Below are 14,500 nucleotides of genomic sequence, written 5' to 3'. Positions count from 1 at the left end.
CATGCCGAATGTCGCCGCCCATCACCAGCGCCCCATACTCCTGGGCTTTTGCGCACAGGCGAGCGGCAGCGGCAAAACCACGCTGCTCACCGCCCTGATTCCAGTATTGATCGCACGCGGTTTGCGTATTTCCGTCATCAAGCATGCGCATCATCAGTTTGATATTGATCACCCCGGCAAAGATAGCTATCGCTTGCGCGAAGCTGGTGCCGTACAAACACTGGTCGGCTCGAGCCGCCGCTGGGCGCTGATCACCGAGCTGGAGCGAGGCGGCAAGCCTGAGCCCGAGCTCTTTGAGCTGGTCGATCATATCGACCCCACCATGTGCGACCTGGTCCTGGTGGAAGGCTTCAAGCTGGCGAATATCCCCAAGATCGAAATTCATCGCCCATCCCTCGGCCACCCGCTGCTTGCAGATCAGGATCACAGCATTATTGCCATTGCCAGCGATGTGCCTTTCGAACATCCATTGCGCGTGCTTGACCTCAACCAGCCAAGTGATATTGCCGATTACATCCGCCTGTGGTTATCGACCACCCCTCATTAACCTCACGTTAGCGCCCATCCACGATGTCCGAAAAACTACTCGCAGACCTTGCACGTAGCCCCAGCTGTGCCGACGACTACGACCCCAACTCCATGTCCGTTGAAAGAGCACGCGACTATATCAAGCGCTACCTCAGCCCGGTAAGTGAAACAGAAACTCTGCCAGTACGGGAAAGCCTGGGCCGCATTCTGGCAAGCAGCATCACCTCACCCGTGAATGTCCCCAATCATGACAATTCGGCCATGGATGGGTATGCCGTGCGCACGGCCGATAGCCAGGCAAATGGCGAAACCAGCCTCAAGATTGTTGGAACCGCCTATGCCGGCCAGCCTTGGGCAGGCACTCTGCAAGCGGGGGAATGCGTCCGCATCATGACGGGTGCCGTAATCCCGGCCGGGGCTGACGCCGTAATCATGCAAGAACGCGTTGAGCAGGACGCTGACACCATGCGACACGCTGAGCAGCCAAAGCCCGGCAGCAATATCCGCCGCGCTGGCGAAGATCTGGGCGAAGGCGAAGTCGTGCTAGCGCAGGGGCATCTCATGCATAGTGCAGACTTGGGCCTGGTGGCCTCGCTAGGAATTGGCGAGGTAAGCGTCTATCGTCAACTCAAAGTCGCCTTCTTCTCCACCGGCGATGAGCTGGCCAGTGTCGGACAAGCCTTGCAGGCAGGACAGATCTACGACAGCAATCGCTATACCCTGCACGGCATGCTAACGCGCATGGGCGTCGAGATTATGGACTTGGGCGCCATCAAGGATGACCCGCAAGTGCTGGAGCAAGTGCTTACCAAAGCCGCGGCTGAGGCAGATGTGGTCATTACCAGTGGCGGCGTCTCCGTGGGCGAAGCCGACTACATGAAACAATTGCTGCAAAAGCTGGGCTCCGTGCTGTTCTGGAAAATCGCCATGAAACCCGGTCGCCCGCTCGCCTACGGCAAAATCGGCAATGCGCATTACTTCGGGTTGCCCGGCAATCCGGTCGCCGTCATGGTCACGTTTTACCAGTTTGTGCGCGAAGCCATGCTGGTGCTGATGGGGCAAGCCTCGCCGCCGCCATTGCCCATGTTGCAAGCCATCTGCGTGGAAGAAATACGCAAAGCCAAAGGCCGCACCGAGTTCCAGCGCGGTATTTTATTTGCAGATAAAGACGGTACGTGGAAAGTCAAAACAACAGGCGCGCAAGGCTCAGGCATGCTGAGCTCCATGTCGCGTGCCAATTGCTTTATCGTGCTGGATGAAGATACGGGCAGCCTGCCAGCGAATCAGCTGGTCAGGGTGCAATTGCTGGAAGGCATTATTTAAAAAGTGGAACACCGGGAGTGAGCTGACTAACAGGCCATCCCGCATCAACGCTCGTCGAAGTTAAACTCCACGCCATTACCAAACGGATCCTTGAAAAATATCTGCCTGACATTGATCGCCTTGACGACGCGGCTGCCAAACTGAACGCCATGGGCCTGCAAGTGTTGCTCCATGGCAGCGTAATCCGTGCAGGTGAATGCCACATGATCAAACGTGGTTTGCACGTTCAGCGCGGGCTCCACGCCCTCCTTCACTTCCGACAAATGCAGCACATCTTTGGCACCGGCATATAGCCAGTAGCCAAAACTGCTGAGCCCCCGGCGCTCACCGAGCGTCAAGCCCACCACTGTCGTATAAAAATCGAGCAATATCGCCATTTGCTCGCGCGTCGCCCGCAAGTTGTAATGATTAAATCCGGTAACGGCCACAAGATGTCCTTTTTTGTAGGTCAGGCTGAATATTCTACACCTCCACGTGTGACCGCTTGCTTAGCCCGTACATCGGGCACTGCAGCCATGAATCATAATGAAGATTCATGATTATCCTGATGCGCCCAAGACCCCGAATGTACTATGCTCCGGCCATTACAAAAATTAACTTATCAAGGGAGCATCATGTTCATCAGAAAAACCCTGCCATACGCCGTCTTGAGCGCATGCGCCTTTGCCCAGCCCGGCATGGCCGCCGAAACCACCGATACTGGTCACGAGGAGCGCATTTCCATCCTGGCCCCCATCGTGGTCACCGCCACGCGTCAAGCGCAGGATAGTTTCGATCTGCCGGTAGCGATTGATGTCGTGGAAAAAGAAAACATCCAGGACGGCCAAGCCCGCATGACACTGTCAGAAAGCCTGATCCGCGTCCCCGGCATTACCGCGCAAAACCGCACGCAAATGGCGCAAGACCCGCAAATTTCCACTCGTGGCTTTGGTGCTCGCTCATCGTTTGGTGTCCGTGGCGTGCGTGTTTATGTCGATGGCATTCCGCTGACCATGCCGGATGGCCAAGGTCAGCCAGGCAATGTGGATCTTGATATTGTGCAAGGGGTGGAAGTTTTGCGCGGCCCATTCTCTGCCCTTTATGGCAACTCCTCTGGGGGCGTTATTCAGATGCTGACAGAAGACGCGGCCAAAACACCTGAAGTTTCTGCAGGTGTGGTGTTTGGCAGTTATGGCACCAGCAAGGAGAGCGTGCGGGCATCCGGCACATCCGAAGGCATTGAGTATCTGATTAATTATTCCAATTATGAGTCTGATGGCTATCGCGACCACAGCGCCAGCAGCAAAAAACAAGGCACCGCCAAATTCAAAATCAACCTGAATGAAGACACCAAGCTGACTACGCTGGTTAACTGGTTTGATCAGGATGCACAGGATCCAGGTGGCTTGACGCGCAATGCCTCGGCCACCGAGCCCTCGGCATTTAACGACCCCAAGAGTGTGAGCAGGGCAACGCTGCGTTCTGACACGCGCGTCTCTCGCAGCAACACTCAGGTCGGCTTTAACCTTGAGCATACGATCAATGAGAGCAACTCGATTAACTTTATCAATTATGTTGGTACACGCGAAAATCTGCAGTACCTATCCCTCAACAGTACCGGGGGCGGTCGAGCCAGTGCTATCTCCAGAGAGTTCTGGGGTACCGAGTTGCGCTGGAATAATCAGGGGCTGTTGCTCAGCAAACCTTACACACTGAGCGCAGGCCTGGTATACGGCAAAATGAATGATGATCGCCTGGACACGCCCACGACCAATGGTGAAAAAAGTGCATCAGCCACGCGTAATGAAAAAAACATCGCCTCCAATTCCGACCAATACCTGCAAGGTAAATGGTCTGTGCTCGACAACATTGATCTGCATGCTGGCCTGCGCAGAACAAAAGTGTCATTGGAAATTGATGACAAATTCATCACCAATACCAATCCAGACAACAGTGGTAGCCTGACCTATGAAAAAACCACCCCAGTGATTGGTGCTGTTTGGAAAGTAAACCCACTGCTCAATTTCTACGCCAATTATGGCAAAGGCTTTGAAACACCTACCTTTATTGAAGTGGCATACCTGAACAGCAACATTAACAGCACCCCCAACTTCGGCCTCAAACCTAGCACCAGTAAGAATTTCGAAATTGGGACTAAAGCCTTCCTGTCAGACAATACGCTACTGAATGCCACCATCTTCAAGACATTGACTGATGACGAAATCATTGCGCTGACGACGGGCACATTTGCAACTTACACCAATGCGGCAAAAACGAAACGCAATGGCGCAGAAGTTTCTATTGAGTCCAAGTTAGCACACAATATTTCCTTGTACGGCGCTTACACCTTGCTAAATGCCAAGTTTGATTCCGACTATGTCGGCAATCTTGGGCTGGTCAATGCAGGCAATACCATTCCTGGCACTTACCACACGCAGATATACGCCGAAGCAGCCTGGAAGCATGTAGAGTCTGGTTTCCGCACCGCATTTGAAGCACGTCATAACAGCAAGGCTTACGTAAACGATACCAATACCGATAGCGCGCCTTCGTACACCATCTTCAATGTCCGCGCAGGCTTTGAGCAGCAGCTCAAGAGCTGGCGCTTCAGCGAGTTTGTGCGCGTTGAAAACATTTTCGACAAAGACTATATTGGTTCGGTACGGGTGAATGATGGCAATAGCCGCTTCTTTGAACCAGCGGCGGGTCGTAACTGGCTCGTGGGGTTGAACGCCAATTACCGTTTTTAAATGACGGTAAAACGACTGAGCAAGCTTAAGTAACTTCAGTCACAGACGCCATCCAGTAAAGTCGGCTAAGCTTCAAGGCATCTCTATCATCGTATAGTGATGCCTTGAGTTTTTTTAAAAGCTGCTACACGTAAAAACGATGCAAGCGCGACTGCCGAATGTCATTGCCATTCCTATGTCCAACCGCTATCTATTATAAAAACAATGTTCTAAGGAGAAAAGGCCGTGGTCAAGCATAGTGTAGGTACCCCCAGCATGATGTTGGGCAAGTGGATAATCGCAGGCATGCTGCTGGCATGTAGCACTGGGGCTTGGGCCGAGGCCTCGGACAAGCTTTGGCCTGTGGTCAAGGAAGCCTTTTTTGCCAACCGCACCATAGAAGAAGTGCCTTTTATACAACTCGCCGGCCCTCGTCGTGCAGAAAGCGGCGCGCAAGTACCCGTCACCCTGACGGTGAACCAGTCACAAAGCCCGGCTGCCATCAAGAATGTTTACATCATCGTTGACGCCAATCCTATTCAGCTGGCGGCGACGTATCACCTGACGGAGTTGCTTGGCAACCTGCAACTCTCCACCCGCATCCGCATGGAAACCGACTCGTTCGTGCGAGCAATCGGCGAAACAGCGGACGGCAAACTGTATATGTCGACTATCCAGATTCGTGCGGCGGGTGGCTGTGGTGGCTCGGTAGATGGCGATGAAGCGGCTATACGTGCGGCTTCCGGCAAGATCAAGCTGAATGTGGAGAACCCGGTGAAGTTTGGCCAGGCAACGCCTGCCACCTTTATCATCAAGCATCCCATGTACACAGGCTTGCAACGCGACCTAGTTTCGCAAGGCTTCCGCCCCGCGTTTTATATTCAGAAAGCGGCATTCACGTATAACAACCAGCCTGTGATGAGTGTGGATTTTGGCGTGGGCACCAGCGAAGATCCTTATCTGCGATTTGATTTCACCCCTGCCGCGCCTGGCACGCTCGAAGTGCATGCCGAGGATAATGAAGGTGCCAAATTCTCGCAGCAACTCGATGTGAAGAACGCATCCTGATCATTGCGGCATAACGGTCAGGCAATGGCATCAAGCAAATAAAAAAGGCGTCATCAAGACGCCTTTTTTACTCAGCGATAGCCATTTCGTTTACAGCATGCGCTTAAGGGTTTCATCCTTATCCAGGAAGTGGTGTTTGAGCGCCCCCGCCACATGCACGATGATGACCGCCAGCAAGATGAGACCAATCACTTCATGCACTTCGGTAAACACATCACGTAGCGCTTTATCGTCGAGACCAGGGATCAGCGGCAGCCCGAACCATTTGACGCCATATTTGCTGAATGCGCTCATGACCAGGCCACTCACAGGCACCAGCACCATGAGCAGGTAGAGGGAATGATGGCCGGCTTGTGCCAGCTTCCGCTCCCAGACCTTGAGTGTGCTGACAAGGGCAGGCGGCTTGTGACCGATACGCCAGAACAGGCGGAACAGCACCAAGGCAAACAGCGTAATGCCGATTGATTTATGCAGGTTGAAGTAGAAGGCGCGGTCTGGGGTTTCTCGCGGCAGATCGGTCATGAACCAGCCAAGGGCAAACATGCCAAAAATACTCAGTGCAATCAGCCAGTGGAGAATCTTTGCGGTGGTGGTATAGCGGGCAGCACTCATTTCCATTCTTTCTTTTTTAGGTTGGGGTTTACGCGCAGAAAATCACTGCAACCTGACCTTGTAATTATGTATTGCGCGGATACTGCAGAAGCATAACAGCCGAGCTGTCATTATGTGTTAAACCCGGGATTATCGGGAAAAGTTCCCTAAGTTCCCGGCGCCAATTGACCGCAGGCAGGCTTAATGCCAAGATGCCTGCCTGCCATGCCTTGGCTGCATCATATGCCGCCACACGACACCCGTAATCATGACGAGGAGACTTTCAGGATGTGGCGATTTCTTCAGGGGTTGATTTTACTCGCGCTAGTGCCTTATGCACAGGCAAGCGCGCTGACATTGACGGAAGTCAGTCCGGGCGTTTATGTGCACCAGGGTGTGCATGAGGATTTATCAGAAGGCTATCACGGCGATATCTGCAATATCAGCGTCGTGATAGGCAAGAATGGCGTGGCGGTCATTGATACTGGCGGCAATCTCAAGGTGGGGCAAGCCCTGCATGACGCCATACGCCAGCTGACAACGCTACCGATTCTATATGTCATCAACACCCATGTGCATCCTGATCATGTATTCGGCAATGCCGCATTTATCGCGGATCACCCGCAATTCATTGGCCATGCCAAACTGGCAGATGCGCTGGAACGCCGCCGCGACGCCTATATCCGCAGTAACGAGCAATGGCAAGGACAGGATTTTGCCGGAAGCGAAATCGTCAAGCCGACATTGCCCGTCAGTGACGCGCTTGAGATCGATCTGGGTGGCCGCCAGCTGGCACTGAAGGCCTATCCTCCCGCCCACACCAGCACTGATCTCACTGTCTACGACACGCTCAGCCAAACCCTGTGGACTGGTGATTTGCTGTTCATTGAACGCACGCCATCTCTCGATGGCGACATCAAAGGCTGGCTCAATGCCATCACCCAACTCAAACAAGTTCCGGCCGCACGCGCGATACCGGGCCATGGTCCAGTAAGCAGTAACTGGAAAAGTGCGCTAAACGATGAACAGCGCTATCTGCAAACACTGCTGGACGATGTACGCGCCAGTATCAAAAAGGGTGAAGTAATGGAAAAAGCCATGGATACCGCTGCCAGCAGTGAAAAAGGCAAATGGGCACTATTTGATATCGTCAACCGACGTAATGTGAATATTCTTTACCCGGCATTGGAGTGGGAATGAGAGTTTATTGGGAGGCGCGATTTAAAGAGCTGTCAGCAGCATCCGCAAGCCAGCTGCAGTGTTCCGGTTTCTATGGCAGAATCAAGGCCTTGCCCCTGGCAAACCATAACAAAAAATCATAATAACGATGGCCTCCCGGCCCCTATCTGACTATTTTTGAGCGTGTGAACTTGGCAACTTACTCACCCAGCATCTCAGCCCCTTCTTTCCGGCTTCAGTGGGCGCTGATTATTTCCATTGCCGTTCATGCCATCCTGATCTGGCTGTTGCCCAATCTCAAATTTGACAGCCCGCCGGAACCCCAGGTGTTGCAGATTGAACTCGCCCCTCCCGTCAAAAAACAGCAGGAAACCCCAGTGGCCGCACCGGCTCCTGCGCCGGAGCCTCCGAAGCCAGAGCCTGTAGTCAAACCTGAAGTAAAACCGCAACCCAAACCACGGCCAGTAATCACCCCGTCGCCCGAAGTCGCACCGCCACCTGCAGAGCGCAAGGCCGACCCCAGTCCACCGGTGATGACCACGAGCCCGCAGCCTGACGCCCCGAAAGCAGAAACAGTGCCGGCGCCGCCCCCCGCTGCGCCCGCGCCCGCCCCTGCCGCCGCGGCTGAGCCACCTAAAGCAGCTGCGATCAGTCAGCAGGATATGGATGCGGCGAAAAACGAGTTCGGAAACAGTGTTTTCAATGTGCTGAACAAATACAAGAAATACCCAAATATGGCGCGCAGGAACAACATGCAGGGCACGCCCGTGCTGGAGCTCGAACTGGATGCGCAGGGGCATATCATCAATGGTCGTATCAAGCAGTCGGCTGGCTATGAGATATTAGACAAGCAGGTGCTGGAGATGTACCAGCAGGCGCTGGGTTCACTCCCCACGGCACCCGCATCGTTGCAGGGTAAAATCAGCAAGATCAGCATTCCCATCTCATTTCGCATGGAATAACCATCGCCATGTCCAAGCCAAAGTCGTTAAAAGACCTGCTGCTCATCCACGAACTGGCCTTCATTATGCTGGTTTGCCTGGCCGGGGCTGCCGGTGGAGTGGGCATACACTTGTGGGATAAATCCTCCCATGAGTCACAACGTATCAATCTGCTTATTCAGGAAATCCAGCAAACGCGGGGTGACCTTTACCGCCAGATGAAAGAGCTGTTCGACGCCTACTTCCTGAAAGACCCGCAAGCCAAGGATGAATATGATGCATATACCGTATCGGTAGGAGCGCACTTCGTGAAGCTGAACCGACTGGCCGTTGGCGACGAGGAACGTGCCGCCATCGATGAATTGAGGAAAAGCTATGCGACGTTTATCACGGAAACCAGCACTATTTTCAATCATCAGAATGAAGTCTCGGATGAGCTGATTGAAAAAACGCTCAATTCCAATCTTGAATCCGGCATTTTCCAGCGGTACGAAATTGTGTCGGCGCGCGCCGAACGCCTGCTCTCGTTAAAGCAAAAAGAATTGCAGCAAAGGCTGGATGAATCCAAGCGAACATCCCTTACCCTGCTGACCATTCCCATCCTGCTGGCAACATTGCTGCTCCTGTTTTCACGGGTATTTTTGAAGCGTGCGATTGTCCTGCCGATCAATGCACTGCTGCATGCGACCACGGAAATCAGTGCAGGTAGACTTGAGCATAAAGCCCCCCGAAAAGGCGCTGAAGAACTGGCCACCTTATCAGGCGCGATCAACGACATGGCCGACAAGCTGACACAAAGTCAGGACGCCCTTATCCGCACGGAAAAACAGGCAACGCTAGGTTTGCTAGTACCTATGCTAGCGCACAATATTCGCAACCCGTTGGCCAGCATTCGCGCCTCTGCGCAGGTAGCAGATAGCGCTGAGCTGGATCAGGATACCCGCGAATCGCTGCGCGACATCATCAGCACTGTAGACCGTCTTGAGCGCTGGACTGGCTCACTGCTCTCCTACCTGCACCCCATGCAACCGCAGCCCACGCTAAGCAAGCTGAGCCAGATCATCCATGGCTCCCTGTCTCCCTTGCAGCAAAAAATTGCAGAAAAATCCATTGAGCTCGAATTGCCTGCTTGGGAAAAACAGGACGACAGCATCTATACGGATGAGCACTTGCTGGAACAGGCGCTATACAACTTGTTACTGAATGCTATCGAAGCGGTCCCCAACAACTCCAAGCTGGAAATACATGCCGACCTCAGCCGCGAAACCGTACGCCTGATGATCGCCGATCGTGGCCCGGGCATGCCTTTCACCCCGGACCCACATGCCATCAGCCCTGGCCCATCCACCAAACGCTTTGGGACCGGACTGGGCATTCCCTTCGCTTTCAAGGTATGTGACTCCTTGCTGGGGCGCATCACCTTCAGCCCGCGCAAGGGAGGAGGCACCTTAATCGAGATCGAGTTGCCCCGCTTCCACCAACCTGCTGTTTCTTAACGCCTGTAAAAAATCTTTTCGATTCACCCATATCGGGCTTGCCTTATAGCGCGTTTTTAACAACAATGGAGACGTGTATATGCCACCCCATACTTATGTTGAACCAACCCGTTCCTGATTTTGAATTACCTTCGACCAGTGGGCAATTCAAGCTTTCTGAGTTCCTCGGCAAAACCCTCATTGTTTATTTTTACCCCAAGGATGCAACGCCAGGCTGTACCACGCAAGGTATGCAATTCCGCGATCACTACCCGGAGTTTCAGACTCTGAATGCAGTGATTGTGGGCATCTCGCGCGATAGCCTTAAATCCCACGAAAAATTCAAAGCCAAGTTCGAGTTCCCCTTCGATCTTCTGGCTGATACGGATGAATTGGCGTGTTCTCTTTTCAATGTCATCAAGATGAAAAAGATGTACGGCAAGGAAGTACGCGGCATTGAGCGCAGTACCTTTGTCATCGACAGCTCGGGCAAGCTGGTGCACGAGTGGCGCGGCGTCAAAGTGGAAGGCCATGCGGCTGAAGTACTTGATTTCATTAAATCGCTTTAACGCACACTCAATCTCAACCTGGGGAATATAAGCTCATGGCTAAAAAAAGTGTCACAAGTACCAAACTGTTTGTTCTCGATACGAACGTACTGATGCATGACCCTTCCAGCCTGTTTCGCTTTGAAGAGCATGACATTTACCTGCCCATGGTCACGCTGGAAGAGTTGGACAACAACAAAAAGGGCATGACCGAAGTCGCACGCAATGCCCGTCAGGCGAGTCGTAACCTGGAAGAAATTGTAGGCACCAGTCTCAATCACCTGGACGATGGTTGCCCACTGGCTATTAACGGTAACAAGCATCTGAGCGGTCGCCTGTTCATGCAAACTTCGGCAGTGAGCCTCGACTTGCCCATGCTGGCCGGCGGCAAAGCCGACAACCAGATCCTGAGCGTCGCGCTTGACCTGCAAAAGCACCAGCCTGAACGCCAGGTCATCCTAGTCAGCAAAGACATCAACATCCGTATCAAGGCCCGCGCCATCGGCGTAGCCGCTGAAGATTACTTCAACGACAAAGTACTTGAAGATACCGACCTGCTTTACACCGGCATGCGCGAATTGCCCGCCAACTTCTGGGAAAAGCACAGCAAGGAAATGGAATCGTGGCAGGATGCCGGACGCATGTTTTATCGCATCACCGGCCCCATCTGCAAAAGCCTGCTGGTGAATGAGTTTGTCTATTACGAATACGAAAAACCTTTCCACGCCATCGTCCGTAGCCAGCAAGGCAATACCGCTGTGCTGGAAGTAGTCAAGGATTACACCCAGCACAAAAACAGCATCTGGGGCATTACCGCCCGCAACCGCGAACAGAATTTTGCCCTTAACCTGCTGATGGATCCGGATGTGGATTTCATCACGCTGCTTGGGCAGGCGGGTACCGGCAAAACACTGCTCACCCTGGCTTCTGCGTTAACGCAAACACTGGACAAGAAAATCTACAGTGAAATCATCATGACCCGCGTGACAGTTCCCGTAGGTGAAGATATTGGCTTCCTGCCGGGGACGGAAGAGGAAAAGATGGCGCCATGGATGGGGGCGCTTGAGGATAATCTTGATGTGCTCAATAAATCCGACGAAGATGCTGGGGAATGGGGCCGTGCTGCGACACAGGATCTGATACGTACCCGCATCAAGATCAAGTCACTCAACTTTATGCGTGGACGCACGTTTCTCCACAAATTCCTGATTATTGACGAGGCACAAAATCTCACCCCGAAACAAATGAAAACGCTGATTACCCGCGCAGGCCCCGGCACCAAGGTCGTTTGTCTGGGCAATATTGCCCAGATTGATACGCCTTACCTGACTGAGGGCAGCTCAGGCCTGACATATGTTGTCGACCGCTTCAAGGGTTGGCAGCATAATGGCCACGTTACGCTGGTACGCGGTGAACGTTCACGCTTGGCAGATTTTGCTGCCGAGGCTCTTTAGCCAGCTCTAAGCTGAAATGGAATTAGAATCGCCCGCGCCTCGGCCGGGCGACACCCTGCGATGAATCTAGGTTTTTACATCATACTGCTGGCGCAGTTCTTATCTGCATTGGCAGACAATGCATTGTTGTTTGCCGCTATTGCCCTGTTGCAGCAAATGCAGTCGCCCGAGTGGCATACGCCACTGTTGCAAGAGTTCTTTGTGATCTCCTACATTGTGCTCGCCCCCTTTGTCGGCTCTATTGCCGATGCCTTTCCCAAAGGGCGGGTCATGTTCATTTCGAATGGGATCAAGTTCATTGGTACGATTGCCATGATTTTTGGCCTGCCGCCGCTTTATGCGTATGGCATCGTCGGCATAGGCGCAGCCGCTTACTCCCCTGCCAAATACGGCATTCTCACCGAATATCTCCCCCCGCATATGCTAGTCAAAGCAAATGGCTGGATGGAAGGCTCTACCGTGCTAGCCATCATTCTGGGCGCCATCATCGGCGGCAAGCTGGCCAGTATCGACGTGCAAATGACGATGTGGATCATTACCGGCCTCTATCTCTCCGCTGCTACATTCAATATGTACATCCCCAAGCTGCCCATTGATCACAAGCTACCCAAACGCAACCCGCTTTATATCTTCAAAGACTTCTGGCATTCCTTCAAAGTGTTGTGGAAAGACCCCATGGGTCAGGTTTCACTGGCCGTCACTACGCTGTTCTGGGGTGCGGGCGCCACCTTGCGGCTGGTTGTGCTGGCATGGGCTGCGGTTGCGCTGGATTTCGGTCTGGAGCACGCCACACAGCTGACCGCCATGGTAGCGGTAGGGATTGCCGTAGGCTCGGTATTCGCGGCCAAATACATCAAGCTGGAAGACTCGATTAAAGTCCTGCCAGCGGGCATTCTGATGGGGCTTCTCGTGATGGCAATGGTATTGATCACCGACTGGCGTATCGCCAGCGCCCTACTGTTCTTGATTGGCGCATTAAGTGGCTTTTTTGTGGTGCCGCTCAATGCACTGCTACAGCACCGCGGCCACATACTTATTGGTGCCGGCCACTCCATTGCCGTGCAAAACTTCAATGAGAATCTTGGCATTCTGGTACTCATAGGCGTCTACGCTTTGATGGTCAAAGCCGAGCTGCCTATCCATCTGACGGTGATTGCATTCGGCTTGTTTGTGAGCCTCAGCATGAGCGGCATTTACCGGCTTTACAAGCAGAAAACGTTTTAAGAATTTAGGTGTTAACGGCTTAAACCCGCGAGAGTCCAAACCCGACGCCCAATAAAAAAGCCTCAGTTTCCTGAGGCTTTTTTATTACTAATCACCAGACATCAATGCAGCTTGACGTGTGGCTCAGTGCGGCGGGTAATCATGCGGGCCAAGGTCTGCAAGAAAACGGTGAAAAACCCGTGCAATGCCATCAAATGCATCTTGTAGAGCGACTGGTACATGAAGCGAGCAAACATCCCCTCAATAAACAGGCTTGAACCACCAACAGAGCCCATGAGGTTACCCACTGTGGTGTATTTGCCCAGATTGACCAATGAGCCGTAGTCACGGTAGGTATACTCTGGCAGACCAGTTGTCTTGCCAGCCACACGCTTCTTGACCGTCTTGACCAGCATGGAAGCCTGCTGGTGAGCAGACTGTGCGCGTGGTGGTACGTTCTCATCATGACCTGGCCATGGACAGGCTGCGCAATCACCAAAGGCAAACACATCATCATCCAGCGTGGTTTGCAAGGTGCGACGGACCACCAGCTGATTGATACGGTTGGCCTCCAGGCCATCCAGCTGACTCAGGAAATCCGGGGCTTTGATACCCGCAGCCCACACCACCAGAGAGGAAGGGATAAAGCGCCCACTGTGGGTATAGATGCCTTTGTCGGTCACTTCGGTCACGCGCTCGCCAGTGTACACATGCACTCGCAGTTTGCGCAGCTCGAGCTCTACAGACTGCGAGAGTCGAGGCGGCAAGGCTGGCAATACACGATCACTGGCTTCAATCAGCGAGATTTTGACATCGCGGTCTGCATTGATTTTGTCCAGGCCATATGCGGCCAGTTCACGCGTGGTGTTATGCAACTCAGCAGCAAGTTCGACGCCGGTAGCACCAGCGCCCACGATCGCCACCTCAAGTTGTCCGGCCTGCAGAGGCACGTTTTGCGTATGCGCACGTACCAATGCATTATGCAATCGCCGGTGGAATCGTTCGGCCTGATCCTGAGTATCCAGCGCGATAGAATACTCGCGGGCACCCGCAATACCAAAGTCATTCGTGGTACTGCCGATGGCAATGATCAGGGTATCGTACTTGAAGGTGCGGCGCGGGATGATTTCCACGCCATCTTCGTCGTAAAAAGGCGCAATGTAGACTTCCTTTTTAGCACGATCCAACCCGTCCATGCTCCCAAGACGAAAACGGAAATGATGCCAATGCGCCTGAGCCAGGTACTCCAACTCATGCTTGTCTGGATTCATGCTGCCCGCTGCGATCTCATGCAGCAGAGGTTTCCAGACATGCGTTCTGGTGCGGTCAATCAGGGTGATTTCCGCCTTACCGTTACGCCCTAGCTTATCTCCCAGACGAGTAGCAAGCTCCAACCCTCCTGCACCACCTCCCACAATAACTACGTGGTGCAAACCCGAACCTGACTCTACTTGCGATTGCATAAATGATGCCTTTCTTATT

13 protein-coding genes are annotated in these 14,500 nt (G+C 53.2%); 10 read left to right on the top strand and 3 right to left on the bottom strand.

Annotated features, from left to right (window positions below):
• Position 1 precedes the first annotated feature (1 nt).
• Together mobB and moeA are read left to right on the top strand one after the other, a co-directional pair.
• Positions 2-547: a molybdopterin-guanine dinucleotide biosynthesis protein B gene (gene mobB, locus LG204_RS06250; protein ID WP_230336461.1), complete on the top strand. Its 546-nt coding sequence runs from the start codon at positions 2-4 to the stop codon at positions 545-547.
• A gap of 23 nt (positions 548-570) precedes the next feature.
• Entirely contained in the window at positions 571-1,851 is a 1,281-nt protein-coding gene (gene moeA / locus LG204_RS06245) for a molybdopterin molybdotransferase MoeA (RefSeq protein ID WP_230336460.1), read from the top strand.
• A 44-nt stretch (positions 1,852-1,895) separates the two neighbouring features.
• Here the strand turns inward: moeA and LG204_RS06240 are convergent, their stop codons facing one another.
• Positions 1,896-2,279, bottom strand: a complete 384-nt coding sequence (locus tag LG204_RS06240) for a VOC family protein (protein WP_230336459.1) — start codon at positions 2,277-2,279, stop codon at positions 1,896-1,898.
• Positions 2,280-2,465: 186 nt separating this feature from the next.
• Between LG204_RS06240 and LG204_RS06235 the strand changes: the two genes are divergently transcribed.
• Positions 2,466-4,580 carry a TonB-dependent receptor family protein gene (locus tag LG204_RS06235; RefSeq protein ID WP_230336458.1) on the top strand — a complete coding sequence of 705 codons (2,115 nt, stop codon included), beginning with the start codon at positions 2,466-2,468 and terminating at the stop codon, positions 4,578-4,580.
• A gap of 225 nt (positions 4,581-4,805) precedes the next feature.
• On the top strand, positions 4,806-5,627 hold the full coding sequence (locus tag LG204_RS06230; RefSeq protein ID WP_230336457.1) for a quinoprotein dehydrogenase-associated SoxYZ-like carrier: 822 nt from the start codon (positions 4,806-4,808) through the stop codon (positions 5,625-5,627).
• A gap of 90 nt (positions 5,628-5,717) precedes the next feature.
• Here the strand turns inward: LG204_RS06230 and LG204_RS06225 are convergent, their stop codons facing one another.
• On the bottom strand, positions 5,718-6,245 hold the full coding sequence (locus LG204_RS06225; RefSeq protein WP_230336456.1) for a cytochrome b: 528 nt from the start codon (positions 6,243-6,245) through the stop codon (positions 5,718-5,720).
• A gap of 261 nt (positions 6,246-6,506) precedes the next feature.
• On the opposite strand from LG204_RS06225, the gene LG204_RS06220 reads away from it, so the two are divergent.
• The 6 genes from LG204_RS06220 (at position 6,507) to lplT (ending at position 13,039) form a co-directional block, all read left to right on the top strand.
• Entirely contained in the window at positions 6,507-7,418 is a 912-nt protein-coding gene (locus LG204_RS06220; protein WP_230336455.1) for a quinoprotein relay system zinc metallohydrolase 2, read from the top strand.
• Positions 7,419-7,582: 164 nt separating this feature from the next.
• Positions 7,583-8,359 (top strand): energy transducer TonB, encoded by a 777-nt coding sequence (locus tag LG204_RS06215; RefSeq protein WP_230336454.1) that lies wholly within the window; start codon positions 7,583-7,585, stop codon positions 8,357-8,359.
• A gap of 8 nt (positions 8,360-8,367) precedes the next feature.
• A complete protein-coding gene (locus LG204_RS06210) occupies positions 8,368-9,834 on the top strand; it encodes a sensor histidine kinase (RefSeq protein WP_230336453.1) in 1,467 nt (488 codons plus the stop codon).
• A 95-nt stretch (positions 9,835-9,929) separates the two neighbouring features.
• The gene (locus LG204_RS06205; protein WP_230336452.1) at positions 9,930-10,382 is read left to right on the top strand and encodes a peroxiredoxin; all 453 of its coding nucleotides are present in this window, start codon (positions 9,930-9,932) and stop codon (positions 10,380-10,382) included.
• 35 nt (positions 10,383-10,417) lie between these two features.
• Positions 10,418-11,815: a PhoH family protein gene (locus LG204_RS06200; RefSeq protein ID WP_230336451.1), complete on the top strand. Its 1,398-nt coding sequence runs from the start codon at positions 10,418-10,420 to the stop codon at positions 11,813-11,815.
• 60 nt (positions 11,816-11,875) lie between these two features.
• Positions 11,876-13,039 (top strand): lysophospholipid transporter LplT, encoded by a 1,164-nt coding sequence (lplT, locus tag LG204_RS06195; protein ID WP_230336450.1) that lies wholly within the window; start codon positions 11,876-11,878, stop codon positions 13,037-13,039.
• Positions 13,040-13,140: 101 nt separating this feature from the next.
• Here the strand turns inward: lplT and LG204_RS06190 are convergent, their stop codons facing one another.
• Complete coding sequence (locus LG204_RS06190) at positions 13,141-14,481, bottom strand: NAD(P)/FAD-dependent oxidoreductase (RefSeq protein WP_230336449.1); 1,341 nt, start codon at positions 14,479-14,481, stop codon at positions 13,141-13,143.
• Between the last annotated feature and the right edge of the window lie 19 nt (positions 14,482-14,500).

The organism is Methylovorus menthalis (assembly GCF_020523625.1).
Lineage (GTDB): Bacteria > Pseudomonadota > Gammaproteobacteria > Burkholderiales > Methylophilaceae > Methylovorus > Methylovorus menthalis.
The sequence above is the reverse complement of the archived record's forward strand: the minus strand, read 5'-3'. Positions and strand labels throughout refer to the sequence as shown.

Bases quoted from the DNA above. Each gene is read 5' to 3' on its own strand.
- LG204_RS06190 (WP_230336449.1), bottom strand. From the start codon at position 14,481: ATGCAATCGCAAGTAGAGTCAGGTTCGGGTTTGCACCACGTAGTTATT.
- lplT (WP_230336450.1), top strand. From the start codon at position 11,876: ATGAATCTAGGTTTTTACATCATACTGCTGGCGCAGTTCTTATCTGCA.
- LG204_RS06220 (WP_230336455.1), top strand. From the start codon at position 6,507: ATGTGGCGATTTCTTCAGGGGTTGATTTTACTCGCGCTAGTGCCTTAT.
- LG204_RS06205 (WP_230336452.1), top strand. From the start codon at position 9,930: ATGTTGAACCAACCCGTTCCTGATTTTGAATTACCTTCGACCAGTGGG.
- moeA (WP_230336460.1), top strand. From the start codon at position 571: ATGTCCGAAAAACTACTCGCAGACCTTGCACGTAGCCCCAGCTGTGCC.
- LG204_RS06210 (WP_230336453.1), top strand. From the start codon at position 8,368: ATGTCCAAGCCAAAGTCGTTAAAAGACCTGCTGCTCATCCACGAACTG.
- LG204_RS06225 (WP_230336456.1), bottom strand. From the start codon at position 6,245: ATGGAAATGAGTGCTGCCCGCTATACCACCACCGCAAAGATTCTCCAC.
- LG204_RS06235 (WP_230336458.1), top strand. From the start codon at position 2,466: ATGTTCATCAGAAAAACCCTGCCATACGCCGTCTTGAGCGCATGCGCC.
- mobB (WP_230336461.1), top strand. From the start codon at position 2: ATGCCGAATGTCGCCGCCCATCACCAGCGCCCCATACTCCTGGGCTTT.
- LG204_RS06200 (WP_230336451.1), top strand. From the start codon at position 10,418: ATGGCTAAAAAAAGTGTCACAAGTACCAAACTGTTTGTTCTCGATACG.